Genomic DNA, 25,600 nt, shown 5'->3' on the forward strand with positions numbered 1-25,600 from the left:
GACCCGTAACTGACTGGCCGGACCGACTGCAGCCAAGTCCGGTGGTGCCCGGTATGACCCCGAACCTCGGTCACGGTCGAATGGTGGCGAGCCCGGATCAATTCAGCTACTCGGGGCGCCCGTCGGTGGTCCGGTGTTCCAGTCCCGCACGGTCGATTCCGCAACCGTGTCCGTGCGCTCGTGGAGTACGCACGGCCGGGCGGACGCCCACAACAGATGCTGGGGAGTGCGGGGCATGTCCCTGGCGGCGGGGTCGTTGGTCGGCGCAAAGGCGGCGGGGCCGTGCCGGAATCGGCACGGCCCCGCCCGGGTGGGTACTCGGGCGCTCAGCGCTTCTTGTACGCCTCGACGACCTCCACCGGGATGCGGCCGCGCTCAGAAATCTTGTAGCCGTTCTGCACGGCCCATTCCCGGATCGCGCGGTTCTGCTCCCGGTCTATTCCGGTGCTGGTGCCCCGTCGCAGCGCCCGCGACGTGTCCACGCCGCCCCGGCCGATCCTGCGGCCGGCGCTCAGATACGGATCCAGCGTCTTCCGGAGGATGCCCGCATTCTCGTCGGACACGTCGATGGTGTACGCCACGCCGTCCAGGCTGAACTCGACGGTTCGATCGGCTTTTCCGCCGTCGAGGTCGTCGGTCAGAACCGTGATTACTTTTCTTGCCATGGCCGATTACTCCCTGTGTGGGGGCGGGGTGTGGTCAAAGTTTGACCTATCCCCAGGCATTTTCGCAACTAAACGCGTCGACTTCATTTCGGGTGCGGCAGAATCTGGTGCCGAATCGCCGTGATGGCAACCGAAAACGCCTCGGGCGCACCAGTGCCGACCATCCTCGGCTGGCTGGTGCGCCCGGAGTGTGTTAGCACCCGGTGGCGAGGAGTCGATCGTCGCCACCGAGGGGTCAGCAAAAGGGCCCCCGTAAATGCCAGGACGTCGGCGAGGGCCCGCCCGCTCAGCGTTGCTGCCGGCGGCGGTCACCCCCGTCGTTGTCCCGGTCGCGGCGAACAGTTGCCCGGCGCCCCTTGATGGTGCTGCCGCGCAGGCCCGAGATCACCTCGTCGGCCAGCCCCGCCGGCACCTCCACCAGCGAGAAGCGGTCGGCGATCTCGATCGAGCCGATGTCCCGTCCGTTCATGCCGGTCTCGCCGGTGATCGCACCGACCAGATCCTGCGGTCGGACCCCGGCCCGTCGACCCAGCCCGACGAAGACCTGGGTGGTGCCGGTGCTCCGGGGCCGTCCGGGCCGGCGCTCCCCCCGGCCCTCCTGCCCGGGTCGGCCGGTCCGGGGTGGGCGAACCGCGATCTGCGGAATCTCCTCTTCCTCCTCCAGGGCGCCCGGCAGGGTGGCCTCGTGGGCCAGGCGTACCGCGGCGAGGGCCACCTCCATCAGGTCGAACTCGTCGCTCAGCGACTCGACGATCACCCGGAACGGCTCCAGGTCGTCTTCCAGTAGGCTCTCCCGCAGCGCGGCCTGGGTGAGTTCCAGGCGACGATTGCGCAGGTCCGCCACGGTGGGGATCTTGTCGATGGTGATCCGTTGGCCGGTGACCCGTTCGATGGTCTTGAGCATCCGGTGTGCCCGCGGCTCGGCGAGAGTGATCGCCACTCCCTCCCGGCCAGCTCGCCCCACCCGGCCGATCCGGTGCACGTACGACTCGGGCGCCGAGGGGACGTCGTAGTTGACGACGTGGCTGAGCTGCTCGACATCCAGGCCCCGCGCTGCCACGTCGGTGGCGACCAGCAAGTCGGCGGTGCCGGCGCGCAGTCGACCCATCACCCGGTCCCGCTGCTCCTGACTCATCCCGCCGTGCAGCGCCTCGGCCCGGTAGCCGCGACCGTTCATCGTCTCGGTGAGCCGGTCAACCTCCTCCCGGCTGCGACAGAAGACAATCGCCGCGGTGGGGGACTCGACATCCAGCACCCGGCCCAGTGCGGCGGGTTTGTGGGCCCGGGCCACCAGGTACGCGCTCTGCCGTACCCGGGGCGCCTCGCCGGCTACCGGCTTCTCCCGCGCGATGAGGATGCGGATCGGGTCGGTCAGGTATGCCCGGGCCATGCCGTCGATGCGGGCTGGCATGGTCGCCGAGAAGAGCACAGTCTGCCGCTGCTTCGGCGCGTGTTCCAGGATCGCCTCGATGTCCTCGGCGAAGCCCATGTCCAGCATCTCGTCGGCCTCGTCCAGCACGACGGTGCCGACATCACCCAGGCGGAGGGTGCCGCGAGCGATGTGGTCGAGCGCTCGGCCCGGGGTGGCCACCACGATGTCCACCCCGGCGTCCAGGGCCCGCAGCTGCCGACCGATTGGCTGGCCGCCGTAGATCGGCAGCACCCGGGTGCCAAGTTCCTTGCCGTACCGATGGAACGCCTCCGAGACCTGCACCGCCAGCTCTCGGGTGGGCACCAGCACGAGCGCGACCGGATCGGCGGTCGACCGGTCGGTGGGCATCCGTTGCAGCAACGGTAGGGCGAATGCGGCTGTCTTGCCGGTGCCCGTGGCGGCCTGGCCGAGTAGGTCCCGTCCGGCGAGCAGGGGAGGGATCGCCTCCCGCTGGATCGGCGTCGGCTCCTCGTAGCCGAGCGCGGCGAGCGCGGCGAGGAGCTCGTCGCGCAGGCCCAGGTCGACGAAGGCGGTCGCCTCGTCGTCAGTGGACGGTTCAGCTGTTGGATCTGGCCTAACGGGTGCGGAACTCATGCGTCAAGCCTTTCATCACGACTCGGGGCCCGCTTCGCCGACCGGCACATCACCGCAGCCGGCCGGTGCTACCACGTACGGCGGGGTCGCCGACACCGGGGCGTGGCGGCGGGTACGGCCGGATTCCTACCTGAAGGTCTAGATACTGGTGCTTCGCGACTGACCAGACTCTTTGACTCCTTGACGGGGAAATAAGAGGAATATTCGATCTACTGCCCGTAAAGGTGATTACGATTTCACGCAGAGTGATGTTCCCCGTGGTGTGGTGACGGGAGAGGGGACCGACGATGCGTTTGCCCAGCCGAAGCCCGGGCCAGCAGCCCGGCCCGCCCATCCCGGCTGCTCCGGCCCGCCGCGCGCCGGCGGACCTGTCCCGTCGGTTTCCGGATGGCGAGCCGGACCTGGATGCGTACCGAGCCGCCGTAGCTGACCTGCTGGTCGAGGTGGGTGCGCTCGCCGGGGCCGCCAGCACCGTAGCCCGGCAGGTGCTGATCGACCAACGGCTGCGCGAGCCAGCCATCGCGGCGGTGCTGGAGGCCACCCCAGCTGGCCTGGTCGGCGCGCGCGAGACGCTGCTGTTGGAGATGGCTCGTTACCAGCCGAGCGAACGCAGTTCCGCGGCTGACCTTACCGCCCTGGCCCGGATCTATCTGCTCTCACGCATCGATGTCATGTGGTGGCGCGACGCTCCCCCCTACCGCACCGACGAGCAGGTCAACCAGAGCACCGACCTGGTTGACCTGGAGTGGCTGCGCCGCCGGGACCTGCTGCGCTTCCACTACCAGGGACAGCCGGCCACGATCTTCGAGCGGGGGATGCGGGCGCTGCGGCGCCGAATCCGCCCCTGCGCCGCCCCACAGACCGCCGGGTTGCTGTTCTGCCGATCCCGCCGGGAGATGGTGGCACTACTCAACGACATCGCCCGCGAGTTCACTGCCCATGCCCCCGCCGGGACCCCGCCGCTCTGGGTGACCAGCCTGGTTCGCAGCGCTGAGCACCAGTACCGGCTGCGGCGGCTCGGGTACGCGGCGATGGTGCCCAGCGGGCACTGTTTCGGCTGGGCGGCGGATGTGGAGATGACCTGGTTCGACCGCTTCGAAGCCCGGGACATCCTCGCCGAACTGCTCCTCGCCCGGCAGCGGGCGGGTGAGGTCAACGTGGTTGACGAGGGGCAGGCCTGGCACCTGTGCCTGGCACCCGGAGCCCGCCGTCGACTGCGCCGGGCATACGAAGCCGAGCTGGGGGTGTGAACGTATGTGTGGGATCGCGGTGAGCCTCGGTCCGGAGGCTGATCCGGCTGTCTTCCGACGGATGCTCGCCACCCTGGAGCCACGTGGTGAGGTGACCGAGACCCGGTCCGAGACTGGCCTGCTCACCGGGGTGCGCCGGCTGCCGGTCGTGGACCGGCAGCGGGCGGTGCAACCCTGGGTCTCCGCCGACGAGCGGTGGGTGCTCTGCTACAACGGCGAGGTCTTCAACCACCATGAGCTGCGCGTGGAGCTGACCGCCCTGGGATACCGCTTCCGTGAAATGAGCGACACCGAGGTGGTACTCGCCGGATTCCTGCACTGGGGCGAGGCGATGGTCACCCGGCTGCGCGGTGAGTACGCCTTTGTGATCGTCGAACGGGCCAGCGGACGGGCGTACCTGGTGCGTGATCCGCTCGGGGTGAAGCCGCTGTACTGGACCCAGGCCCCGGGCTGTCTGCAGGTGGCGAGCGAGGTCAAGGCCCTGGTCGGCTGCGGAGCGCCGATCACCGAGGTGCCGCCCGGACACCACGGGTGGGTGCAGGCCGACGCCGCAGGCAGCCTGCGTCCGTACGTCAACCTGCTCGCCCTCGGCGCGGGGTTACCGACGGTGGACGACCCGGACGAGGCCGCCCTGCTCGTCCGGGCCGCCCTCACCGACAGCATCCGGGCACGGCTGGACACCGACCTCACCGTCGGCGTGGTCCTCTCCGGTGGCCTGGACAGTTCACTCGCGCTGCTACACGCCCGCGAGCTACACCCGGACTGTGTGGCGGTCACCGTCGGCGTGCCGGAGAGCCCCGACGTGCGTTACGCGCGTCGGCTGGCGAAGGACCTTGGGGTCCCGCACGAGGTGGTGGAGTTGCAACCGCGAGACATCCGCCTGGCCCAGATTCGGGAGGCGATCCGGATTTCGGAACTCACCGAGTATGGCGACATCATCAACGCGGTGGTCTCGGTGCCGCTCTTCCGACGGCTGCGCGAGTTGGGCGTCAAGGTGGCACTCACCGGCGACGGTTCGGACGAGTTGTTCGGCGGCTACCCGATGTACCACCGGGTCGGCCCGCAGGCCGCCCGTCGGCTCTTTCTGCACAGGATCAGCAACCTCGGCCGTACGGAGTTGCAACGGGTCGACCGCACCAGCATGGCGTACGGGGTGGAGGCCCGGGTGCCGTTCCTGGACCCGAGCGTGGTCGAGCTCGCGATACGGCTGCCGATGGGGCTGAAGCTGCGCGCGGGGCAGGAGAAGTGGATCGTCCGGCGCGCCTTCGCCGATCTGCTGCCGGACTACATCCGGCAGCGACCAAAGAACCCGATGTCGTACTCTTCGGGTCTGCACGAGCGGGCCCGGCTCTACAAGCCGGTCTTCGCCCGGCTGCACCGCTCCTTCCGTTACGACCTGGCCGAGCCGGTGCGCCGGGACTTCGGCCGCGTGCTGACCAGCTGTGGCAACGACCTGGACCGGGCGATCGCCGCCGGCCGAGCACGCCCGGACTACACGGTGCTGGAGCACGCACGGGACCTGGTCGGCGCGGCGAAGTGGAACGCGGTGCCGGTCGTACGCCGGCTGGTCGGACCGCGTCGCAGCCGGGGGGACGACGTGTCGTTGCCCGACTGAGGACGGGTCCGGGGTTGACCCTGACACGGTGTCAGGGCCGACCGTGGAGGTGCCATGTTCACAATCGGAGACTTCGCCAGGCTCGGCCGGGTATCAGTGCGGATGTTGCGACACTATGACCGCATCGGACTGCTCCGGCCGGTCGCTGTTGACGCCCGCAGTGGCTACCGGTACTACACCGCCGACCAGCTACGCCGGCTCAACCGGGTGCTCGCGTTGAAGGACCTTGGTCTCACGCTGGCCCAGGTGCAGCAGGTCCTCGACGATGCGCTGGATGTCGCGGAGCTACGCGGCATGCTGCGACTGCGCCGGGCTCAGTTGGCGGCGCAGCTTGCGGCGGACGCCGCGCGGTTGACCCGGATCGAGGCGAGGCTTCGGACGATCGAGAGAGAGGGTCGGATGACCACGCAGGACGTCGTGCTCAAGGAACTGTCATCGCTGCGCGTCGCGGAGTTGACAGCAACGGCGGCCAGCCACGAGACCACTGACATTGGTCGGGCGATCCAGCCGCTCTACCCGGAGTTGTTCCGGCGGCTGGCCGTGGCGGAGGCGCCGCCGACCGGGCCCGGCCTGGCCTATTACGAGTCGGCCGGGGACGGGGAGAAGGTGGTGGTGCACGCCGCCATCGAGGTCGCGGTCGGCCCGGATCCGGCGCGGGACTTCGCGGTCGTAGATCTGCCGGCGGTGCCGGCAGCGGCGACCGTGATTCACCGCGGGCCGATGGATGAGGTCGCGGGAACCCTACAGCTGCTGGCTCAGTGGATCGAGGAGAACGGCTGGCGGGCCGAGGGCTACCACCGCGAACTGTACGTGGAGTACTGCGCCGATGATCCCGCGGCCGGGGTTACGGAGCTACAGCAACCAGTGACGCGGGTCTGACCTACGCCCGCCGCCGCGTGAGAGGGTCGACCTCCGGGTGGAAGCCGACCCCCCTTGGTGCGTCCGGTCGTGGCCGGTGACCCGGCGGCTATCGGCCGAAGCGACCGGTCTGGGTCTGTGCGTTCAGCTCCGGGTAGCGGACGAAGTTGGCCGTCCAGGTGCGCCAGTCGGTGAGCCGGAGAACGTCAAGGCCCTTGGTGATGTCGTTGGAGTAGATGTAGCCGTTGTACCAGTACGCGGACCAGGAGCCGCCGCCGATGAGGATCTCCTCGTCCAGTGGTCCCCGCTCCCAGTACGCGATCTCGCGGGGGTTGGCCGAGTTGGTGAAGTCAAAGACCGAGATGCCGCCCTGATACCACGCCTGGACCATGATGTCCCGCCCGAACACCGGGATCAGCGAGCCGTTGTGCGCCACACAGTTCTCGGTGTCGGCGTTTTCCCGCGGGATCTTGAAGTAGCTGCCGAAGACCATGGTGCGGTCGTCGCCGCGACCCACGATGTCGTAGATCGCGTCGGCCCCCCGGTTGGGGCCGATGGTGTCGTTGCAGGTGGGAGCGCCGCCGCCGCCCAGCTCGTCGGTGAAGATCACCTTCGTGCCGGCGTTGTTGAAGGTGGCGGAGTGCCAGAAGGCGAAGTTCTCGGTGTCCCGAACCCGGTTGATGACCTGCGGCGCCTCCCGGTCCGAGATGTCCATCAGGATGCCGTCACCCATGCAGGCGCCGGCGGCCAGGTTCTTCGACGGGTAGGCGGTGATGTCGTGGCAACCACTGGTCGCCGACTTCTGCCCGGGCACGCCTTCGAAGCCGCCGTCGGGGAAGAGGTTCGGGGTGGCCACCACCGCCGCGTCGGTGGGCCGCTGTACCGGCACCTTGACGATGGAGATCGAGTCGTGCGGCGGCGGGCAGCCGACGTACGTGTCCGACGGGCCGTACGACGAGACGTAGATGTACATCGTCGCCTTGTTCCGGCCGGGAACCAGGGTGTGGGTGTGCGAACCGCAGGCGGTCTGCACACTCTTTACGTAGCGGGGGTTGGCCAGGTCGCTGATGTCGAAGATCTTGATGCCCTCCCACTGGGTCTCGCTTGACGGCACCCGGGTGCTGTCGCACGAGTCGTCGCTGCGGGGCGAGTCGGTGGAGAGGAAGAGCAGGTCGCCGTGGACGGAGATGTCATTCTGCGAGCCCGGACAGAGCACGCGGGAGACGACCGTCGGTGCGGCCGGACGCGAGATGTCGTAGATAACGAAGCCGTTGTAGTTGCCGGCGAAGGCGTACCGGCCCTGGAAGGCGAGGTCGCTGTTCGTCGCGTCGAGCGGTGTCTCCAGTGGCAGGTTGGCGACCTGCTTCAGGTTGGGGCTGCTGCGGATCTCGTCAACCCCGGGGATGTCCGCGGTGGTGACGGCGCTGGACTTGGTGGTGGCCGCGCTGGCGTCACGGGGCGCTGCGGCGACCACACTCGTCAGGAGAAGGCCGGCCGCGGCCAGGCTCAGTGTGCCGAGCCAGCGGGACCGCGGCGTGCGGGATCTGCTCATCGGCGAGGCCCTTCGCGAGGTGTGAGGATTGGCCATACCCTACCGCCGAAACGACGAGTATCGATAGCCATTACGGTCGATCGGTGTCGGTTTCGGGCCCGTTCCGGCGCTGACTGATCTCGGCGACGGCGAGGCCCTCGGGCTGTCGGTCGGCTGCTTTGCCGGGCGACGTGCGGTGACTCCCGTCACATGTACTCTCGGTTGTCGATGGCTACGATCGTCGTGATCTAGACCTCCAGGGGGTGTCGGATGACCGCGCGGGGTAGGTGGGTGCTGGCCGTTGTCACCACGGTGGCTCTGTTGCTCGGCGCGGTGGTGTGGTCGGGGGCCGCCCAGGACCGGTCACGGTCCGCGGACCCGACGGCGACCGAGGTCAGCGACGGTCGCGGTCCGTCGGTCATCGTGCCCGGCCGGCCCGGAGAGCCGGCTCGGATCCGCCCTGCCGACGAGGTGCGGGTGAACGCCGCCGGAGCGCACAACTCGCTGGATACCTGGTACGTCCAGATGATGATCCCGCATCATGAGCAGGCTCTGGAGATGTCGGAGTTGGTCCCGGGGCGGGCCGCCGATCCACAGGTGGCGGCGTTGGCTGAGCGGATCCGGGCCAGTCAGGCGCCGGAGATCGAGGTGCTGCGGGCCTGGCTCGAGGCCCGCAACCTACCGGTGGAGGTTCCCGAGCACGATCACAGCGCGATGCGTGGCATGCAGTCGCCGGAGGCGATGCGCCGTCTCGCCGCGTCTCGAGGGACCGAGTTCGACCGACTCTTTGTGGAGATGATGAGCGATCACCATGCCGGGGCGGTCGAGATGTCCGTCGACCTGTTGAGGGTCGGGGCGGAGCCGGTGCTCCTGGAGTTCGCGAACTCGGTCGCGGTCGAACAGGACGTCGAGATCGGCCGGATGCGGGAACTGCTCGGCCACTGATCCGCCGACACCGCGCCGGGACTCCGGGTCACGCTACTGCCCTGGTGGGGTGGCGGTGGGACTCGGTGGCATCGTCGTGGGGCCGCCGCTCGGGGGCGGTGTCTCGGAGTCTGATGGGGAGGGCTCGGGCGTGGAGGAGGTCGGCTGCTCGCTCGGGCTCGGCGATGCGTCCGCCGATGATGACACCGATGCTGATGCCGACGCCGACACGGATACCGACGCCGACGCCGTTGGTGTCGGTATCGGCAGCTGTGGTGGCTTGGTGGTGGACCCGTTCGGTTGGTGGGGACGCTGCGGCGCCGAACTGGTGGTCGCAGTGGGTGGCGGCGGTGCCCCGTCGTCAGCTGTCGCCGTCGGCACTGACAGCGGGGTCTCGCTCGTCCGGTTGCCCGCGGCCGCGCCGATCCCCACCACCGCGGCCAGGCCGGCGATCGCCACTACCACGGTGGCCACCACCCCGACCAACGGTCCGCGTCGGGTTGGGCGGTATGCGTCAACGACCAGGTTGTCGGTCAGCGTCGTCGGCTCGGCAGTGCGCAGCGCCACCGAGCCCCCCGGGTGCACCGGTGCGGTCGCCGCTGTGGGGTCCGACACCGCGGCGCGGGCGGCTGCGGCCATCGCAGAGCCACTGCTGAACCGGTTCTCGGGGTTCTTCGCCAGGGCGCGGCGGACCAGCGCCCGCACTGCCTCCGGGACGTCGTGGGGGAGTTCGGGTGGATCTTCGTCGAGGTGCGCGACGGCGACCTGTAGCGGACTCTCGCCGGTGAATGGTGGGCTGCCGCTGAGGCAGCAGTAGGCCACCGCTCCGAGCGCGTAGATGTCGGTGGCGCCGGAGACCGGCCGCCCGGCGGCCTGCTCCGGCGCCATGTAGAGCGCGGTTCCCGGTACGGCGTCGGTGTGGGTGATGCTCGTCACGTTGGTCGACCGGGCCACTCCGAAGTCGACCAGCACAACGGTGCCGTTCTCCTGCACCACCAGGTTGCTTGGTTTGATGTCCCGGTGCACGACGCCGTGGCGGTGCACGGTCTCCAGCGCCTGTGCGGCCTGCTCGACGATTGACATCGTTTCGACTACGTCGAGGCGACCGGCGGTTTCGATCCGCCGGGTCAGGGGCTCGCCGGTAACGAACTCCATGATCAGGTAGTTGGCCTGGTCGCCGGTGGGCAGCTCGTCCGCGCCGCAGTCGAAGACCTGCACCACCCCGGGGTGCCGCAGGGCGGCCATGATCCGCGCCTCGGTGCGGAACCGGGCGATGAAGTCGGGGTCGGAGACGAGCGCTGGCAGCAGCACCTTCACCGCCACGGGTCGGTCCAGGACCAGATCGACGCCCCGCCAGACGTCCCCCATGCCGCCGGTAGCGATCCGTTCGTCCAGGCGGTATCGACCGCTGAGCACGACGCCCGATATCAACACGCCAACACCGTACCTACAGCGGTCGGCGGCGATGCGCCGTGCCGCCCCGCCGCCGGGCGGCACCCCTGTTTCACCCGGATGCACGGAGTTCGTCTGCTAGACAGAGGGAGGCCGGCCCGCGGGCACTCACCTTCGTTGGTGATCCGCGTTACGGTGGCACGGGTCGGACGTCGGCGCGGCGAAGGGGGCCGAACCATGGTGACGTCGCCGGAGGTGGACCACGGAACGGTCCTGACCTCCTCGGCCGCGGCTGCGGTCCACCTGTCCCGGATCTGTTTCAAGACCGGCCCACCCCGATGGCTCGGCGTCGAGCTTGAATGGACCGTGCACGATGCCGTTGACCCCGCCCGCCCGGTCGGGGCCAACCGCCTGCGGGCCGCCCTCGGGCCGCACAGCCCGCGCACCCTGGACACCACGAGCCCCGCCCAGCCGCTGATGCATGGCGGTTCCGTCACCGTCGAGCCCGGCGGGCAGGTGGAGATCTCCTCCGCGACACATGCCTCGGTCATGGCCCTCGTTACCGCCACCGAAGCCGAGATCGCCGAACTCACCGCGCTTCTGGGGCGAGCCGGGCTGGTCCTTGGCGCCGGCGGGATCGACGCCCACCGTTCCCCCCGCCCCGTTTTCGAAACCCCGCGGTACCGGGCGATGCGTCAGGTCTTCGATCGTCGTGGCCCGGCCGGGCGCAGGATGATGTACAGCACCGCCGGCCTTCAGATCTGCCTGGATGTCGGCGAGGCGGACCAGCTCGCCGACCGCTGGGCCACGGTGCACGCGATTGGTCCACCGTTGCTCGCCGCCTTCGCCACCGCTGGGCGGCACGCCGGGCGAGCGACCGGCTGGGTCTCGGCCCGGATGGCCGCGTGGCTCGCCATCGACCCGGCGCGGACCCGGGCGGTGTGGACTCCCGAGCAGGGCGCCGCGGATCCGATCGCCAGTTGGACGGCGTACGTCCTCGCCGCCCCGTTGCTCTGCGTGCGGGACGGGCCGGACTGGACGGCACCGGTGGGCGTCACCTTCGCCGACTGGCTTGCTGGCGCGCTGCCCCGGCCCCCCACAGTCGACGATCTCGACTACCACGTGAGCACGCTCTTTCCGCCGGTGCGTCCCCGCGGTTATCTGGAGCTGCGCTACCTGGATGCCCAACCGGAAGACAGTTGGTCCGTGCCGGTAGCGGTGGTCGCCGCGTTGCTCTCCGAGCCGGCCGTCACCCGGGCCGCCCGATCGCTCGCCGGGGCGCAGGCGCAGCGGTGGATCGCCGCGGCCCGGCACGGCCTGCACGACGACGCTCTCGCGGCGACGGCCGCTGACCTTTTTGATCTGGCGCTGACCGCGCTGCCCCGGCTGGGGCTGCCGCCCGCGCTGCACGACGACCTTGACCGAGGCGTACGACGGCGGCGCGAGGCCGCGGGAAGGAAGCGGCGGTGACTGAGACGACCGACCGGCCCGACGGGGTACGACTGCGGGAACACATCGCGGCGGAGCTGGCGCGGGCCCGGGCCCGGACCGCGATGTTGACCGACGCGGTTGACGACGCCGACCTGGTGCGACAACATTCTCCGTTGATGTCGCCCCTGGTGTGGGACCTCGCCCACGTCGGCAACCAGGAAGAACTCTGGCTGGTGCGGGACGTCGGCGGCCGGGAGCCGGTCCGCCAGGACATCGATGAGCTCTATGACGCCTTCAAGCAGCCTCGCCGGGACCGGCCGACGCTGCCGTTGCTGCCGCCGCCGCAGGCGCGGGCATACGTGGCGACGGTCCGGGACAAGGTCTTTGACCTCCTCGACGGGGTGACCTTCACCGACCGGCGGCTGGTCGCCGACGGCTTCGCCTTCGGCATGATCGTCCAACACGAGCAGCAGCACGACGAGACCATGCTCGCGACCCACCAGCTGCGCTCCGGTCCGGCTGTCTTCGACACGCCGCCTCCGCCGGAGCCCCGAGTCCGGGTGGGCCGGGAGGTACTGGTTCCGGCCGGCGAGTTCACCATGGGTACCGACACCGACCCCTGGGCGCTGGACAACGAGCGTCCGGCCCACCGGGTACACCTGCCGGCGTACGTCATCGACGCGGCACCGGTCACCAATGGTGCGTATGCCGCCTTTATCGCCGAGGGCGGGTACCGCGACCCACGGTGGTGGAGCGCCGCGGGGTGGGCGCACCGGCAGGAGGCGGGTCTGACGGCACCGTTGCACTGGCACCCGGATGGAGACGGCTGGGCCTACCGCCGCTTCGGCCGGTGGGCGCCGGTACGCGACGACGAGCCGGTGGTGCACGTCAGCTGGTACGAGGCGCAGGCCTACGCCACCTGGGCGGGAAAGCGGTTGCCGACCGAGGCGGAGTGGGAGAGGGCAGCCCGCTGGGACCCGGCGACCGGTCGGTCCCGCCGCTACCCGTGGGGCGACGGGGACCCGACGACCAGCCACGCCAACCTCGGCCAGCGGCACCTCTGGCCGGCGCCGGTCGGGGCCTATCCGGCGGGTGCGTCGCCGCTCGGTGTCCACCAGCTGATCGGCGACGTGTGGGAGTGGACCTCGACAACCTTCCGTGGTCATCCCGGCTTCACGGCCTTTCCGTACCGGGAGTATTCCGAGGTCTTCTTCGGCGACGACTACCGGGTGCTGCGCGGCGGATCGTTCGGCACCGACCGGGCGGCCTGTCGGGGCACCTTCCGTAACTGGGACTACCCCATTCGGCGGCAGATCTTCAGTGGTTTCCGCTGCGCCCGGGACGCCGCCCCCGAGGAGGCAGCAGAGTGAGGGTCCGCTGATGTGTCGTCACCTGGTCTATCTTGGGCCGCCGATCACCCTGCGGGAGCTGCTGTTCGATCCGCCGGCGTCGTTGGTTCATCAGTCTTGGGCGCCGAAGGACATGCGCCGCGGCGGGTGTATCAATGCCGACGGCTTCGGCGTCGGCTGGTACCCGGACGGCGGCGAGCCGGTCCGCTACCGGCGGGCGCAGCCGATCTGGACCGACCCGACGATCGCCCAGCTGGCCGGCGTCACCCGTTCGGGCGCGATCCTCGCGGCGGTCCGGTCCGCGACCGTCGGCATGCCGGTGCTCGACTCGGCTGCCGCGCCGTTTCTGGAGGGGCGGTGGCTGTTCAGCCACAACGGGGCGGTGCGCGGCTGGCCGGACAGCATGGCCCCGCTCGCTGGTGCGTTGCCGGTGCGCGACCTGCTCACCCTCGACGCGCCCACCGATGCGGCGCTGCTCTGGGCGCTGGTCCGGCACCGGCTGCGCGCCGGGGTCGAGCCGGGCCGCGCCGTGGCGGAGACGGTGGTGGCGGTGGCCCGGGCCGCCCCCGAGTCCCGGCTCAACCTGCTGTTGACCGACGGGCACACGGCGGTGGCGAGCGTCGCCGGGCACAGCCTGTCGGTCCGTCGGACCCCGAACTCGGTGCTGCTGGCGTCCGAGCCGCACGATGACGACCCCGACTGGCAGGCGGTGCCAGAGGGGCAACTGGTGGTGGCGACCGCCACCGGGGTGCGGACCAGTGCCCTGCTGGCGGAATGACCGCCAGGCGACCGTGATACCGCCGGAGACGTCCATGAGGAAGGGACAGACATGAGTGCAGAGCCGTTGGAGATCCACCTCGAAGAGCAGGACCTGGGACGCAACCTTCGGCAGGATGTCCGCGCCGGGTTGACCGCCGAGGAGAAGTGGTTGTCCCCGAAGTGGTTCTACGACGCTCGGGGCAGTCAGCTCTTCGAGGAGATCACCCGGCTGGCAGAGTACTACCAGACCGGGGCCGAACGTGCGGTACTGCTGGATCGGGCTGCTGAGATCGCGACAGTGAGCGGTGCCAAGACGTTGATCGAGTTGGGCTCCGGTTCCTCGGAGAAGACCCGGCTGCTGCTGGACGCGTTCACCCGTCATGGCAACCTGGGCACCTTTGTGCCGCTGGACGTTTCGGTGAGCGCGCTGCGCGAATCCACCGCCCGGATCGCCGCTGACTATCCGGGCCTGCGCGTACGGGGAATCGTCGGCGACTTCACCCGGCATCTTGATCGGCTGCCGGCGGGCGGGCGGCGGCTCGTGGTGTTCCTCGGCGGGACGATCGGCAACCTGCTGCCGGCCGAGCGCGCCGATTTCCTGGCGGCGATGCGCGCCGCGCTGGAGCCGGGGGACTGGCTGCTGGTCGGCACCGACCTGGTCAAGGATCCGGCGGTCATTGTTCCCGCGTACGACGACGCGGCGGGGGTGACCGCCGAGTTCAATCGCAACGTGCTGCAGGTGATCAACCGGGAGCTGGGTGCCGATTTCGACCCAGGGGCCTTCGAACACGTCGCGCTCTGGAATCCGGAGCGGGAGTGGATCGAGATGCGGCTGCGGGCCCGGCACCCGATGCGGGTACAGGTGCTCGACACTGAGGTGACGTTCGCCGCCGGGGAGGAGCTACGGACCGAGGTCTCGGCGAAGTTCCGGCCCGAGGGGATCGCGGCGGAACTGCTGGAGGCGGGCTTCGTCACCAGCGAGTTCTGGACGGATCCGGCCGGCCTGTTCGGCGTTACGCTCGCCCGGGCCGAGTAGGCGGACGCGCCGCCGGCCCTCCTCGTCTTACCGGCCGGTCCTCCGACATCAGTGCCGTCGGTGGTCGGCTAGGGTGGTCGGCGCGAAGGGGAGTAGCCCCCAACGTCGTGGTCGACACACTGGTGTTCCCGCACCCGGCCACACGGCCCCGCTCGGCGGGGCGGGCGAGACCTTCGACCCAGGTTGGTAGCCGGGTCGAGGTTGCTCCGTGCCTCTTTCCGGCCGGATCGGAAAGGATGTCATGGAGGGTTTCCTCGTCGCGCTGGGGGTGAGCTTTGGCGTCATCTTCGTCGCCGAGTTGGGGGACAAATCCCAGCTGATGGCCCTGACCTTTGCCACCCGGTTTCGACCGTTGCCGGTGTTGATCGGCATCACCGTGGCCACGGCCGTCGTGCACCTGGCCTCGGTGGCGATCGGCCATGGGCTCGGTGCGGCGTTGCCTACCGGATGGATCGCGCTCCTCGCCGGTGTGGCGTTTCTCGGGTTTGGCGCCTGGACGCTTCGCGGCGACCACCTCACCGAGCAGGAGCGCCGGAAGGCGAACCGGTCGGGCCGTCCGGCGGTGGTGGTCGGCGTCGCGTTCCTCCTCGCCGAGCTGGGCGACAAGACCATGCTGGCGACCATCACCCTGGCGACCCAGTACGGCTGGTTCGGTACCTGGGTTGGATCCACGCTCGGCATGGTCGCCGCGGATTCCTTGGCGATTGTGGCGGGGCGGGTGCTCGGCCGCCGGTTGCCCGAGCGGACCGTGCGCTATGGTGCGGCGCTGCTCTTCGCCGGGTGCGGTCTCTGGCTGATCCTGGATGCGGTCGGGCAGCTCGGCTGACCGCTGGTCCTGGGCGAACCGAACGAGTTCGGTTCGCCCAGGACCAGCGCCGGCAGGTGGGTCGTCGGCAGACGCTGGTTGGCGACGCCGGGGCGTCGCGGTGTCCCGGCGTCCCGGTCGGCCTGGTTAGTCGGTGCGGTGCTGGAAGACGTCGGGTACCCCGTCGCGGTTGCTGTCCACCCGTTCCTTCACCGCGATGCGCCGATAGGCCTTGTTGCGGCGGGTCAGCACGACGGAGGCGAGCAGCGCCGCGATCAGCGATCCGCTGAGTACGGCAGCCTTGACGTTGTCGTCGGCGGCACCGCTGTCGAAGGCGAGTTCACCGATCAGGAGCGACACGGTGAATCCGATGCCGGCCAGCAGGGAGACACCGAGTAGGTCGGTCCAGGTGATGTCCCGGTCCAGCTCGGCGCGGGTGAACCGGGCGAGCAGGAACGTGGAGCCGAAGATACCGAGTACCTTGCCGAGCACCAGGCCGGCGACGATGCCGACGACGATCGGGTCGGTGATCACGGCGCCGAGGTCGGCGCCGCGTAGGGACACTCCGGCGGCGAAGAAGGCGAAGATGGGGACGGCGAAGCCGGCGGAGACTGGCCGCCAGCGGTGTTCGAGGTGCTCGGCGAGCCCGTGTCGGTCACCCTCCCGGCCGCGCAGGACCGGCACCGTGAAGCCGAGCAGGACGCCGGCCACCGTGGCGTGCACGCCGGACTCGTGCACCAGGGTCCACGCCACCAGGGCCAGCGGGATCAGCGCCCACCACCAGGTCTTGCGGCGCTGCACGAGGAGACCGAAGAGTGCGATCGGCAGCAGCGCGAGCAGCAGCGGCATGAGTTTGAAGTCGCCGGTGTAGAAGATGGCGATAACCGTGATCGCGAGCAGGTCGTCCACCACGGCGAGGGTGAGCAGGAAGGCGCGGAGACCCTGCGGCAGGTGGGATCCGATGACCGCCAGCACGGCGAGCGCGAAGGCGATGTCGGTGGCGGTCGGGATGGCCCAGCCGCGCAGGTTCTCACCACCGGCGGAGAGGTTGATGCCGACGTAGATCAGGGCCGGAACAATCATTCCGCCGACCGCCGCGACGACCGGCAGGGCGGCTCGACGTGGGTCGCGAAGGTCGCCGGCGACGAACTCACGTTTGAGTTCGAGCCCGACCACGAAGAAGAAGATCGCTAGTAGGCCGTCGGCCGCCCACGCGGCCAGGTCCAGGTCCAGGTGCAGGTCGGATCCGCCTGGCCAGGGCACCCACGATGCCAACGCGGCGTAGGAGTCGCCCCAGGGCGAGTTCGCCCAGAGCAGCGCGATCACCGCGCCGAGCAGGAGCAGGCCGCCGCCAAAGGTCTCGGTCCGCAGCACGTCAGCCAGGAAGCGGGCCTCCGGCCAGGAGGTGCGCGAGAAGAGGCGGCGGGCACGGCCCGGGGGCGGGGTGCGGTCGGTCATACGCGCGGTCCATCCAAGCGGTGTCGGAGCAGCAGGAAACGTTCGCCGACCAGGCTTCCCGGCACACCGCTCACCACCCTATCCAGGCGAGTGACGGGACGGCGAACGGAGACGACGTGACCTTGCCCCCGTCACACCGTTCTCCCAGGGGGAGGAGGGGTGTCGGGCCTATCGATCGAATAGCGAAACTTCGGATATTTGATGTATGAGGCGCTGTAATGGTTTCACGGTATAAGTTGAGCTTAGGAGTTTTTGTGAGTTTCTTTGGGGTTTTCGGCTCGGTGCGGCGGCGTACCTGATGGACCGCTGCCGCCTGCACCCGGTACTGCGGCGCGCCTACCTGCGTCGCCGGGCAGTCGGCGCGCACCAGAGCGAAACATTCGGATCGCAGACCAGAGCGGACTCGTACATGGACAGCAGTCAGCGGGGCAACACGGCCGCCCTGCTGGCAACGGGGGAGCAACGATGAAGATCGGCATCCTGGCGTATCACTTTCCACCGGAACCGGCTTTCATCCCGGGCAGCCTCGCAGAGGAGCTGGCCCGTCGCGGGCACGAAGTCCGGGTGCTGACCGGATTTCCCGACTATCCGGGCGGGTACGCCTATCCGGGCTGGCGTCAGCGTTGGCGCCACCAGACCCGCAGCGAGCGGCTGACCGTGCGTCGGGTGCCCCGCTACGTTGCCCGGAGCGGCGGCCACGTTCGCGGCCGGTGGTCCGGCCCCCTCTCCTTCGCGGGCAGCGTGTCGCTGGTCGGCCGGCGGTTCTTCGCCGGTGTCGACGCCCTCTATGTGCACCAACCGCCGGCCACCGCCTTCGCCGCCGCCCGCCTGCTGCGCGCGCTCCGTCGGGTGCCGGCGGTCGTGCACGTTCAGGATGTGTGGGCTGGTTCGGAGCCGGCGGCCGGCGGGCCCGATCGGTGGACCGCTCGGCTTGCCAGGGCGATGGCCGCCACGTACCGCCGCGCCGACCGGGTCGCGGTCGCGGCCCCCTCGCTGCGGGACCTCGTCGTGACCGAGGGGGCCGACCCGGACCGGGTCGAGGTGGTGCTCAACTGGACCGACGAGCGGATCTTCCAGCCGGCTCCGCCGACCCCGGCCGCCGGTCAACTGATCCGTCGCGACGACCGCTGCGTGGTCATGTACGCCGGCACCATCGGCGCTCGACAGGGGCTGGAGACGGCGGTCCGGGCGGCGGCAGCCCTCGACCAGCGGATGGATTTGGTGCTGGTCGGGTCGGGCGAGCAGGAGCGGCGGGTGCGGGGGCTCGCCGCCGAGCTGGGCACCGACAACGTGCGGTTCGTCGACCGGCGCTCGCCGTTGGACATGCCGGAGCTGTACGCCGCTGCCGACTACCAGTTGGTCATGCTTCGGGACCTGCCCGAACTGTGCAGCACCCTGCCCGGCAAGTTGCCGACGGCCCTGTCGTGCGGGGTGCCGGTCATCGCCTCGGCCGGCGGCGACACCGCTGAGGTGGTGGAGAGCGCCCGGGCCGGGCTGTCGTGTCCGCCGGAGGAGTGGGACGCCCTCGCCGACCGGTTCTGGTTGGCCACGACCATCCCTCCGGCGGCCCGTGCCGAGATGGGCCGGCGGGGCCGGGAGGCGTACCTGCAGCAGATGTCGATGCCCGGCGGAGTGGAGCGGATCGAGTGCCTGCTGGACGAGGCCGCCAGCGGACGCCGACGGTGAGGGCGACGCGCGCCGCCCGCAGTGCGGCTGGGGCGCTGGCAAGCCGAGGTCAACCGGGGTGGGGGTAGCAGCCCGCCCAGCGACCGTGGCATGTCGGGGCAGCACACGCCGGGCATCCAGGAGTGGCGCCGGTCGGGGCGGGTAGTCCCGCTCATGCCGACCATCGAGGAGAAGAAGCGCTTGGTCCGCCGGCTCGCCGGTGGCGGGCGCGGCTTTGCTGAGCAGTACGGTTTCCGAACCACCAACAACCCGTCAAGTCTCTTCCAGCTGCTCTGCCTAGCGGTGTTGTTGTCCCGCCGCGGTGACGCTCGGCGAGCCATTGAGGTGGCCCGCGCCCTGCAGGACCATGGTTGGGACAGTGCCGCCCGGTTGGCCCGCGCCACGCCCGCGGAGCGGTCCGGGTTCCTGCGTGACTGCGGGCTCCGCGGGGCGGCCGAGCAGACCGCCGGCACGCTCGGGGAACTGGCGCAAGCGGTCGTTGACCGGTACCGGGGCGACCTTCGCCGGTTGCGTGTGGTCGCCGCCCGCGATGCCGACCGGGAACGTGCCCTACTCACCGAGCTGCCCGGGGTGGACGATACGGCAGTCGTCCTGTTTCTCCGCGAGGTGCAGGCACTCTGGCCTGAGATACCTCCGGTCGCCGATCGGCGGGCGCTGGCCGCGGCCCGTCGGCTGGGCCTCGGGCGTTCCGCCGGCGACCTGGCCGGGCTGGCGGGTGGCGGCCGGTCCGAGCGGTTGGCCTGGCTGGTGGGCGCGCTTGCCCGGGTGGATCTGGAGCAGCGATACCCGGAGGTGGTCGGCCCGGCTGTGTCGGCGCCGTGAGCGGGCAGCCCCCGGACGGCCCGGAGTCAGCTCATGGCTCAGTTTCTCGGCCGGCACGGGCCATGGGCGAAAACGAGGGCGCGCGTGAGTCGGCCAACACTTCGGTGAAAGCGGCACCGGGCCAGCGTCCCTGTCGTATGGTGGTCGGGCATTGATCCGCCTGGTTCGGGCGAAGAAAGCAGCTGACCGCCGATGGTCGTGACCCGGTTCGGGGCAATTCGTCGGTGCAGGTCCGCGTTGGGCGCCCCTGGCCGCGGTTCGTGGCCCGGGGCGCTCGGCTTCCCACTGATCGGCCCAGAGATTCTCCGCAGCCGGGGAGTAGCTATCCCGCTCCACCGGCAACCCGGCGGTTTCCGTCCCGCGCATGGTGGGTATCCGGTCGGCCGGACCGAAGGGGACAGCATGGATTACCACACCTTTGTTGACCAGGTCGGGCAGCGGACGGGCGCCCCTGCCGCGCAGGCGGTGGAGCTGACCCGGGCGGTTCTGGAGACGCTCGCCGAGCGGCTGACCGGCGGGGAGGTGCTGGATCTGGCCGTACAGCTGCCGGCGCAGCTGCAGGTGGTGTTGAAGCCGGGGCCCGACAACGAGGCAGCGCAGCGGCTTGCGGCGGCAGAGTTCGTCACTCGGGTGGCCGCCCGGGCCCACGTCGACGAAGCGACTGCGCACGGGGCCGTCCGAGCGGTCTTCAGCACGCTGCGGGAGGCGATCAGCGCTGGTGAGTTCGACGATGTCGCGGTGCAGCTGCCGCGCGACTACCGGGAACTGGTGGAGCCGGCGCTGGCGCCGGGTTCGACGCTGCGCCGGCCCTGAGCCACCGCGCTGACTCCACCGCACCCACCTGCGGTGGCTAGGCTACGGCGCCCGCAGCATGCAGGTCGGCGATGCGGTCAGCTCCGAAGCCCGCCTCGGTCAGCAGTTCGTCCGTGTGTTCACCGGGGTGCGGCGGTGGACGGCGCAGGGTCGTCGGCGTACCGGAGAAGCGTGGTGCGGGTGCCGGTTGGGTCACCCCGTGGTGTTCCACGAAAGTCTCCCGGGCCCTCAGGTGCGGGTGTGCCGGCGCCTCCGTCCAGTCCAGAACCGGGGCCACGCAGGCGTCCGAGCCGACGAACAGCGCCGCCCACTCGTCCCGGGTCCGGGTCCGGAACAACCGTGCCCACGCCTCCCGCAGCGCAGGCCAGTTCGCCGGGTCGGTGCGGTCCAGCGCGATGTCACCGGGCAGCGGAAAGCCGGTGCGCTGGACCAGCTCGTCGTAGAAGCGGGGCTCCAGCGCGCCCACCGCCAGGTGCTTTCCGTCGGCACACTCGTAGCTGTCGTAGAACGGGGCGCCCCCGTCGAGCAGGTTCACTCCGCGTGGATCCTGCCACCTACCGAGGTGGCGCAGGGCGTGGATCTGGGTGCTGAGCACCGAGACGCCGTCCACGATGGCGGCGTCCACCACCTGGCCGGTGGCGCCGCCGCGCACCGCGTACAGGGCGCTGATCAGGCCGAGGGCGAGTAGCATTCCACCGCCACCGAAGTCGCCGAGCAGGTTCAGCGGCGGCACCGGACGCTCGCCGGCCCGTCCGATCCCATGTAGCGCGCCGGTCAGGGCCAGGTAGGTGATGTCATGCCCGGCTTCCGGCGCGGCGGGCCCGTGCTGCCCCCAGCCGGTCATCCGCCCGTACACGAGGTGTGGGTTGACCGTGTGGCAGTCCGCCGGGCCGAGACCAAGTCGCTCGGTCACGCCGGGCCGGAAACCCTCGATCAGCACATCTGCGCCGGCGGTCAGCGCGAGCGCCACGTCACGGCCGGGGGGTGACCTCAGGTCCACGCCGATAGATCGCCGTCCCCGGTTCAGCAGATCAGGGTGCGGGGCGCCGAAAGCGGTCGGGTCCACGTCGGTCGCGCGGTCCACCCGGATCACCTCGGCACCGAGATCGGCCAGCATCATTGCCGCGAACGGCCCCGGCCCAATGCCGGCCAGCTCGATTACCCGCACCCCGGCGAGGGGGCCGGCCGGTACGTTGTCGGTCATCGGGCCACGATAAGCGCCGATGGGCTCGGGTGGTAGGGGGCTGGGTGCGCTGGTGGGAGATGAGGTGCCGATGGTGGGGACCGGGGTGCCGTGTGGCAGTCCGGACCTGGACTGCCCTAACCTTGTCGCGACGAGGGGAGTACTTCCCACGAGCCATTCCGGTCAGTACGGCGGGCCCGGAGCCTGCCTCGGATGGTTGCCTACGAAAGTGGGTGAAGGAGACCTCGAGCATGGCATCGTGTTCGAGGAGGCTCTATGACCGTTTTGTACCTTTCTGCCGAGCTGCAGTCGGTCGGTACGCCGACGCTGTGGGGCGTCACCATCGCCGGCATCGTCGTGCTGCTGATACTCGACTTTCTGGTCACTCGGCGGCCGCACGAGGTGTCGATCCGGGAGGCGCTGGCCTGGTCGGCGTTCTACATCACGCTGCCGCTGGCGTTCGGTGCCTGGCTCTGGTCCCGCTACGGCTCGCAGCAGGGCGTCGAGTACCTGACCGGCTACCTGGTGGAGAAGTCCCTCTCGGTAGACAACCTCTTCGTCTTCATGCTTCTGCTGGCCGCGTTCGCGGTACCCCCGGTGCTCGCCCAGCGGGTCCTGCTGTTCGGGATCACCGGTGCGCTGGTACTGCGCGCGGTGTTCATCGCGCTCGGCGCGGCTGCGCTGCAGACTCTCGACTTCGCCTTCCTGATCTTCGCCCTCATCCTGCTCGCCACCGCGGCAAAGCTGCTGCGCGACGCGATCTCCGGCCATGAGCAGGAGGTCGACATCAACGGGATGCGCTCGGTGCGGCTCCTGCGCAAGTTCATGCCGGTGACCCAGGACTACCAGGGTACGAAGATGGTCGTACGCCTGGGTGGCCGGCGAACCCTCACCCCGCTGGCCCTGGTGGTCGTCGCGGTGCTCGCCACCGATGTGGTCTTCGCCGTCGATTCGGTGCCCGCCGTGTACGGCATCACCGAAGATCCGTACCTGGTTTTCGCCACCAACGCCTTTGCGCTGCTCGGGCTGCGGGCGCTCTACTTCGTCCTGCACGCCGCGCTCAGCCGGCTGGTTCACCTCAACTACGGACTCGCGGTCATCCTCGCGTTCATCGGAGTGAAGCTGGGCCTGCACTGGGCGCACGGGGTCTGGCAGGGGGTGCCCGAGATTCCGACCCTGGCATCACTCGCAGTGATCCTCGTTGTCCTCGTGGTGGTCACCCTCACCAGCCTGTACGCGACTCGTGCCAGCAGGTCGGGTGGGCGGGAATCGATCGTCAACACCTCTGGTGGCGACGGGATCCCCCGTTAGGGGCCCTGTGTCCCCGCCACCCGGACATGACCAGCGGATAGGTCGGCGGAAGCGGACCGGCCCGTCCTGCTAGACGGGCCGGTCCAGCAGGACGGGCACACCTGACCGAGGTGTTCGCCGGCGGTGTGTGGTGCCCGCGGTGCCGCTGCCGGGCACCCCCGGGAGGTTTGTCCGGCCTTGCCCGGGGAACGGCGGTGGAATGACGAAGCCTCGGGTGGTGATTGTTGGGGCCGGTTTCGCCGGGTACCACGCGGCAAAGACGCTCAGCCGGTTGGCCAAGGACCAGGCCGAGATCGTGCTGCTGAACACGACTGACTACTTCCTGTACCTGCCGCTACTACCGGAGGTCGCCGCTGGTGTCGTCGAACCGACCCGGATCTCGGTGCCGCTGGCGGGGACACTCGACGGCGTCCGCCTCGTGGTCGGCGAAGCCGACCACGTTGACCTGCGGAACCGCTGGGTCGGTTTCACGCAGCCGGAGGGGGAGCGGAATCGGCTCGCGTACGACCGGTTGGTGCTGGCCGTCGGTAGCGTCAACAAGCTGTTGCCGATCCCCGGGGTCACCGAGTACGCGCACGGCTTCCGCAGTCTGCCGGAGGCGCTCTACCTCCACGACCACGTGGTCCGACAGATCGAGTTGGCGGAACAAGCCACCGATCCGGCCGAACAACGGGCGCGGGCCACCTTCGTGGTGGTGGGAGCCGGCTACACCGGCACCGAGGTGGCCGCCCACGGGCAGCTGTTCACCGACCGGCTCGTCGGGCAGCGGTCTCGGCTGAAGCTTCGGCCCCGGTGGATGCTGCTCGACGTGGCGCCGCGGGTGCTACCCGAGCTGAACGGGAGAATGTCCGACACCGCTCATCGCGTCCTGGACGAGCGGGGGGTGGATGTGCGGATGGGAACCTCGGTTGCGGTCGCGACCGCCGACGGGGTCAAGCTCACCGACGGGGAGTTCATCCAGACCTGCTCTCTCATCTGGTGTGTCGGCGTCCGCCCTGATCCGTTCGTCGAGCAACTCGGCCTACGGACCGAGAAGGGCCGTCTGGTGACCGATGAGTACCTCAACGTTCCGGGCTACCCGGAGGTGTTCGCCTGTGGCGACGCCGCGGCCGTGCCCGACCTGGCCCAGCCCGGGCAGGTGTGCGCGATGACCGCCCAGCATGCCCAGCGGCAGGGCAAGCTGGTAGCCCAGAACATCGCCGCCTCGTACGGGCAGGGCACCCGCAAGCCATACAAGCACCATGACCTGGGCTGGGTGGTTGATCTCGGGGGTCGCGACGCGGCGGCGAACCCGTTAAAGGTGCCGCTGGCCGGACTGCCCGCCAAGGTGGTGACTCGGGGATACCACTTGCTCAACCTGCCTGGCAACCGCGTCCGGGTGGGCACCGACTGGCTGCTGGACGCGACCCTGCCCCGTCCGGCGGTCCAGCTGAGCCTGGTGCCGGCTCACTCGGTGCCCTTGGAGAGCAGCTCTCCCGAGGTGCCCGCCCACGTCGGGTAGGCGGGGAGGGGCCCGCCACCACCAGCGTGTGGAGGTGGCCCCTTCCCGCCGCCGGGCACCGGGTTAGCTCGCCATCCCGGCCCCCACCTCGTCGATCGCGTCGTCCACGGTATGGGCCAGGTCAACATCTGGTCCGGTTACCTCCGGCGCCTCTCGGGGCCGGGAGGTCGCCACGGTCAACACCGCGGTGGTGCGGTCGGGTTGACCGATCGAAGGACCGCGTCCGGTCTGTTGTCGGAGCCGGTCGAGTCGGTCGAGCACGCGGCCGAGGTTCTCGGCGGGCAGCTCGACCGTCCGGGACAGCCCGTGCCGGTCCCCGGACCAGTACGGGAGGCGGGCCAGCTCCTCGCGCAGCTGCCCCTCCCCCAGGGCCGGGGTCGCGGACGTTGCTCCGATCACGCCTCCGCCGGGCTCGGGCGGGACGAGTAGGTCCCGCAGCCCTTCCGGGACATGCAGCGACTCGACCAGGCCGCCGTCTCGGTCGGCCAGCGCGGTGAGGGTGGCCGCCGCCTGGTAGCGGGCCTGTTCCGGGGTACGGCCGCTGAGCCGGCCCACCTCGGCGAGGAATCCGGGTAGGTCGGAGCGGTCCTCGATACCGTCCACCGGGGTGATGTCGTGCAGCCGGGTCGGAACGGCCGCGAGCAGCCGGCCGCGCTCGGCCACCCCTAGTGCGCGGGCCAGGGCCAGCACTGTCGCTGTCACGCCCACCTTTGCGGTAGGGAAGTCAACTCCGGACCGCCGGCCAACGTCGGTCACCAGGTCCTGGTAGCTGATCGTGGTGGGGCTGGTGGGACCGCTGTCCGGGATGGGCCGTGAGTTGTCCGGGGCGCCGATCGGAGGCGGGGCGGGACCACCGCTGGTGCTGGTCGGTTTGTGTCGTCCCGCCGGAGCGGGCCCGTTGCGCCGCCGTTGGTCAAGACTGGTCAACTGCTTGGTGGCGCCCAGGCTGGCCCCGGTCTCGCTGGGCCGCTGTCCCTGGATCCGGGCCTGTCGGGCGAGCGCCCGGCGGCGTTGGTTGTCGCCCTCCATCTGCTTGCGCATGTGCCAGCTCCTTCACGTTGCTTTCCGGCTGTCGTCAACTGCCTTCCCACCGCCGGCGAGCAGGAAACTAGAGCCGGGCCGGCGGCTCTCTCCCGGCTGGCGGGTGGCCGCGGCGGTGCCGGAGCCGGGCTGGCGGTGGCCGCT

At 70.1% G+C, this 25,600-nt stretch carries 21 protein-coding genes; 14 read left to right on the forward strand and 7 right to left on the reverse strand.

What is annotated here, in order from left to right:
- Nucleotides 1-326: 326 nt before the first annotated feature.
- Together AC1UKG_RS14370 and AC1UKG_RS14375 are read right to left on the reverse strand one after the other, a co-directional pair.
- Nucleotides 327-665: a histone-like nucleoid-structuring protein Lsr2 gene (locus AC1UKG_RS14370; protein WP_011905986.1), complete on the reverse strand. Its 339-nt coding sequence runs from the start codon at nt 663-665 to the stop codon at nt 327-329.
- A 286-nt stretch (nt 666-951) separates the two neighbouring features.
- Complete coding sequence (locus tag AC1UKG_RS14375; protein ID WP_018742678.1) at nt 952-2,691, reverse strand: DEAD/DEAH box helicase; 1,740 nt, start codon at nt 2,689-2,691, stop codon at nt 952-954.
- 287 nt (nt 2,692-2,978) lie between these two features.
- On the opposite strand from AC1UKG_RS14375, the gene AC1UKG_RS14380 reads away from it, so the two are divergent.
- Genes AC1UKG_RS14380 through AC1UKG_RS14390 form a run of 3 tightly spaced genes read left to right on the forward strand, consistent with a single transcriptional unit; the run spans nt 2,979 to nt 6,435 of the window.
- A complete protein-coding gene (locus tag AC1UKG_RS14380) occupies nt 2,979-3,941 on the forward strand; it encodes a DUF5715 family protein (protein WP_018742677.1) in 963 nt (320 codons plus the stop codon).
- Between the two features lie 4 nt (nt 3,942-3,945).
- Nucleotides 3,946-5,556, forward strand: a complete 1,611-nt coding sequence (locus tag AC1UKG_RS14385; protein WP_482642507.1) for an asparagine synthetase B family protein — start codon at nt 3,946-3,948, stop codon at nt 5,554-5,556.
- Between the two features lie 54 nt (nt 5,557-5,610).
- Nucleotides 5,611-6,435, forward strand: a complete 825-nt coding sequence (locus AC1UKG_RS14390) for a MerR family transcriptional regulator (protein ID WP_018742675.1) — start codon at nt 5,611-5,613, stop codon at nt 6,433-6,435.
- Between the two features lie 88 nt (nt 6,436-6,523).
- Here the strand turns inward: AC1UKG_RS14390 and AC1UKG_RS14395 are convergent, their stop codons facing one another.
- Complete coding sequence (locus AC1UKG_RS14395; RefSeq protein ID WP_018742674.1) at nt 6,524-7,966, reverse strand: hypothetical protein; 1,443 nt, start codon at nt 7,964-7,966, stop codon at nt 6,524-6,526.
- 249 nt (nt 7,967-8,215) lie between these two features.
- Here AC1UKG_RS14395 and AC1UKG_RS14400 point away from each other — a divergent pair, with 249 nt between their 5' ends.
- Nucleotides 8,216-8,890, forward strand: coding sequence for a DUF305 domain-containing protein (locus AC1UKG_RS14400; RefSeq protein WP_018742673.1), 675 nt, complete (start codon nt 8,216-8,218; stop codon nt 8,888-8,890).
- Between the two features lie 33 nt (nt 8,891-8,923).
- On the opposite strand, the gene AC1UKG_RS14405 is transcribed toward AC1UKG_RS14400, so the two are convergent.
- A complete protein-coding gene (locus AC1UKG_RS14405; RefSeq protein ID WP_026271150.1) occupies nt 8,924-10,303 on the reverse strand; it encodes a protein kinase domain-containing protein in 1,380 nt (459 codons plus the stop codon).
- A 195-nt stretch (nt 10,304-10,498) separates the two neighbouring features.
- Between AC1UKG_RS14405 and AC1UKG_RS14410 the strand changes: the two genes are divergently transcribed.
- The 5 genes from AC1UKG_RS14410 (at nt 10,499) to AC1UKG_RS14430 (ending at nt 15,662) form a co-directional block, all read left to right on the forward strand.
- The gene (locus AC1UKG_RS14410; protein WP_018742671.1) at nt 10,499-11,731 is read left to right on the forward strand and encodes a glutamate-cysteine ligase family protein; all 1,233 of its coding nucleotides are present in this window, start codon (nt 10,499-10,501) and stop codon (nt 11,729-11,731) included.
- Nucleotides 11,728-13,062: an ergothioneine biosynthesis protein EgtB gene (gene egtB, locus AC1UKG_RS14415; protein WP_018742670.1), complete on the forward strand. Its 1,335-nt coding sequence runs from the start codon at nt 11,728-11,730 to the stop codon at nt 13,060-13,062. Before AC1UKG_RS14410 ends, egtB begins: the two co-directional genes overlap by 4 nt.
- 10 nt (nt 13,063-13,072) lie before the next feature.
- Nucleotides 13,073-13,819 (forward strand): ergothioneine biosynthesis protein EgtC, encoded by a 747-nt coding sequence (gene egtC, locus AC1UKG_RS14420; RefSeq protein WP_029123020.1) that lies wholly within the window; start codon nt 13,073-13,075, stop codon nt 13,817-13,819.
- A gap of 51 nt (nt 13,820-13,870) precedes the next feature.
- Entirely contained in the window at nt 13,871-14,836 is a 966-nt protein-coding gene (gene egtD / locus AC1UKG_RS14425; RefSeq protein WP_018742668.1) for an L-histidine N(alpha)-methyltransferase, read from the forward strand.
- Between the two features lie 241 nt (nt 14,837-15,077).
- On the forward strand, nt 15,078-15,662 hold the full coding sequence (locus tag AC1UKG_RS14430) for a TMEM165/GDT1 family protein (RefSeq protein ID WP_482642542.1): 585 nt from the start codon (nt 15,078-15,080) through the stop codon (nt 15,660-15,662).
- A 126-nt stretch (nt 15,663-15,788) separates the two neighbouring features.
- On the opposite strand, the gene nhaA is transcribed toward AC1UKG_RS14430, so the two are convergent.
- Nucleotides 15,789-17,099 (reverse strand): Na+/H+ antiporter NhaA, encoded by a 1,311-nt coding sequence (gene nhaA / locus AC1UKG_RS14435; protein ID WP_482642508.1) that lies wholly within the window; start codon nt 17,097-17,099, stop codon nt 15,789-15,791.
- Nucleotides 17,100-17,564: 465 nt separating this feature from the next.
- On the opposite strand from nhaA, the gene AC1UKG_RS14440 reads away from it, so the two are divergent.
- The 3 genes from AC1UKG_RS14440 (at nt 17,565) to AC1UKG_RS14450 (ending at nt 20,420) form a co-directional block, all read left to right on the forward strand.
- Nucleotides 17,565-18,785, forward strand: a complete 1,221-nt coding sequence (locus AC1UKG_RS14440; protein WP_482642509.1) for a glycosyltransferase family 4 protein — start codon at nt 17,565-17,567, stop codon at nt 18,783-18,785.
- Nucleotides 18,786-18,938: 153 nt separating this feature from the next.
- The gene (locus tag AC1UKG_RS14445; RefSeq protein ID WP_018742664.1) at nt 18,939-19,607 is read left to right on the forward strand and encodes a hypothetical protein; all 669 of its coding nucleotides are present in this window, start codon (nt 18,939-18,941) and stop codon (nt 19,605-19,607) included.
- Between the two features lie 402 nt (nt 19,608-20,009).
- On the forward strand, nt 20,010-20,420 hold the full coding sequence (locus AC1UKG_RS14450) for a DUF2267 domain-containing protein (RefSeq protein WP_018742663.1): 411 nt from the start codon (nt 20,010-20,012) through the stop codon (nt 20,418-20,420).
- A 37-nt stretch (nt 20,421-20,457) separates the two neighbouring features.
- Here the strand turns inward: AC1UKG_RS14450 and AC1UKG_RS14455 are convergent, their stop codons facing one another.
- Entirely contained in the window at nt 20,458-21,624 is a 1,167-nt protein-coding gene (locus AC1UKG_RS14455) for a CaiB/BaiF CoA transferase family protein (RefSeq protein WP_018813457.1), read from the reverse strand.
- A 255-nt stretch (nt 21,625-21,879) separates the two neighbouring features.
- On the opposite strand from AC1UKG_RS14455, the gene AC1UKG_RS14460 reads away from it, so the two are divergent.
- Nucleotides 21,880-22,914, forward strand: a complete 1,035-nt coding sequence (locus AC1UKG_RS14460; protein WP_018742661.1) for a TerC/Alx family metal homeostasis membrane protein — start codon at nt 21,880-21,882, stop codon at nt 22,912-22,914.
- Nucleotides 22,915-23,113: 199 nt separating this feature from the next.
- Nucleotides 23,114-24,415 carry an NAD(P)/FAD-dependent oxidoreductase gene (locus AC1UKG_RS14465; RefSeq protein WP_018813459.1) on the forward strand — a complete coding sequence of 434 codons (1,302 nt, stop codon included), beginning with the start codon at nt 23,114-23,116 and terminating at the stop codon, nt 24,413-24,415.
- 63 nt (nt 24,416-24,478) lie between these two features.
- On the opposite strand, the gene AC1UKG_RS14470 is transcribed toward AC1UKG_RS14465, so the two are convergent.
- Nucleotides 24,479-25,456, reverse strand: a complete 978-nt coding sequence (locus AC1UKG_RS14470; protein ID WP_018742659.1) for a DUF2267 domain-containing protein — start codon at nt 25,454-25,456, stop codon at nt 24,479-24,481.
- Nucleotides 25,457-25,600: the final 144 nt, after the last annotated feature.

Source organism: Salinispora sp. CH2A1_6 (assembly GCF_056820975.1).

Coding starts and splice junctions, on each gene's coding strand:
- AC1UKG_RS14450 (WP_018742663.1), top strand. CDS start 20,010: ATGGATTACCACACCTTTGTTGACCAGGTCGGGCAGCGGACGGGCGCC.
- AC1UKG_RS14470 (WP_018742659.1), bottom strand. CDS start 25,456: ATGCGCAAGCAGATGGAGGGCGACAACCAACGCCGCCGGGCGCTCGCC.
- AC1UKG_RS14460 (WP_018742661.1), top strand. CDS start 21,880: ATGACCGTTTTGTACCTTTCTGCCGAGCTGCAGTCGGTCGGTACGCCG.
- AC1UKG_RS14370 (WP_011905986.1), bottom strand. CDS start 665: ATGGCAAGAAAAGTAATCACGGTTCTGACCGACGACCTCGACGGCGGA.
- egtC (WP_029123020.1), top strand. CDS start 13,073: ATGTGTCGTCACCTGGTCTATCTTGGGCCGCCGATCACCCTGCGGGAG.
- egtD (WP_018742668.1), top strand. CDS start 13,871: ATGAGTGCAGAGCCGTTGGAGATCCACCTCGAAGAGCAGGACCTGGGA.
- AC1UKG_RS14390 (WP_018742675.1), top strand. CDS start 5,611: ATGTTCACAATCGGAGACTTCGCCAGGCTCGGCCGGGTATCAGTGCGG.
- AC1UKG_RS14395 (WP_018742674.1), bottom strand. CDS start 7,966: ATGAGCAGATCCCGCACGCCGCGGTCCCGCTGGCTCGGCACACTGAGC.
- AC1UKG_RS14465 (WP_018813459.1), top strand. CDS start 23,114: ATGACGAAGCCTCGGGTGGTGATTGTTGGGGCCGGTTTCGCCGGGTAC.
- AC1UKG_RS14375 (WP_018742678.1), bottom strand. CDS start 2,691: ATGAGTTCCGCACCCGTTAGGCCAGATCCAACAGCTGAACCGTCCACT.
- AC1UKG_RS14400 (WP_018742673.1), top strand. CDS start 8,216: ATGACCGCGCGGGGTAGGTGGGTGCTGGCCGTTGTCACCACGGTGGCT.
- AC1UKG_RS14455 (WP_018813457.1), bottom strand. CDS start 21,624: ATGACCGACAACGTACCGGCCGGCCCCCTCGCCGGGGTGCGGGTAATC.
- AC1UKG_RS14385 (WP_482642507.1), top strand. CDS start 3,946: ATGTGTGGGATCGCGGTGAGCCTCGGTCCGGAGGCTGATCCGGCTGTC.
- AC1UKG_RS14445 (WP_018742664.1), top strand. CDS start 18,939: ATGCCGACCATCGAGGAGAAGAAGCGCTTGGTCCGCCGGCTCGCCGGT.
- AC1UKG_RS14440 (WP_482642509.1), top strand. CDS start 17,565: ATGAAGATCGGCATCCTGGCGTATCACTTTCCACCGGAACCGGCTTTC.
- AC1UKG_RS14410 (WP_018742671.1), top strand. CDS start 10,499: ATGGTGACGTCGCCGGAGGTGGACCACGGAACGGTCCTGACCTCCTCG.
- AC1UKG_RS14430 (WP_482642542.1), top strand. CDS start 15,078: ATGGAGGGTTTCCTCGTCGCGCTGGGGGTGAGCTTTGGCGTCATCTTC.
- nhaA (WP_482642508.1), bottom strand. CDS start 17,099: ATGACCGACCGCACCCCGCCCCCGGGCCGTGCCCGCCGCCTCTTCTCG.
- AC1UKG_RS14380 (WP_018742677.1), top strand. CDS start 2,979: ATGCGTTTGCCCAGCCGAAGCCCGGGCCAGCAGCCCGGCCCGCCCATC.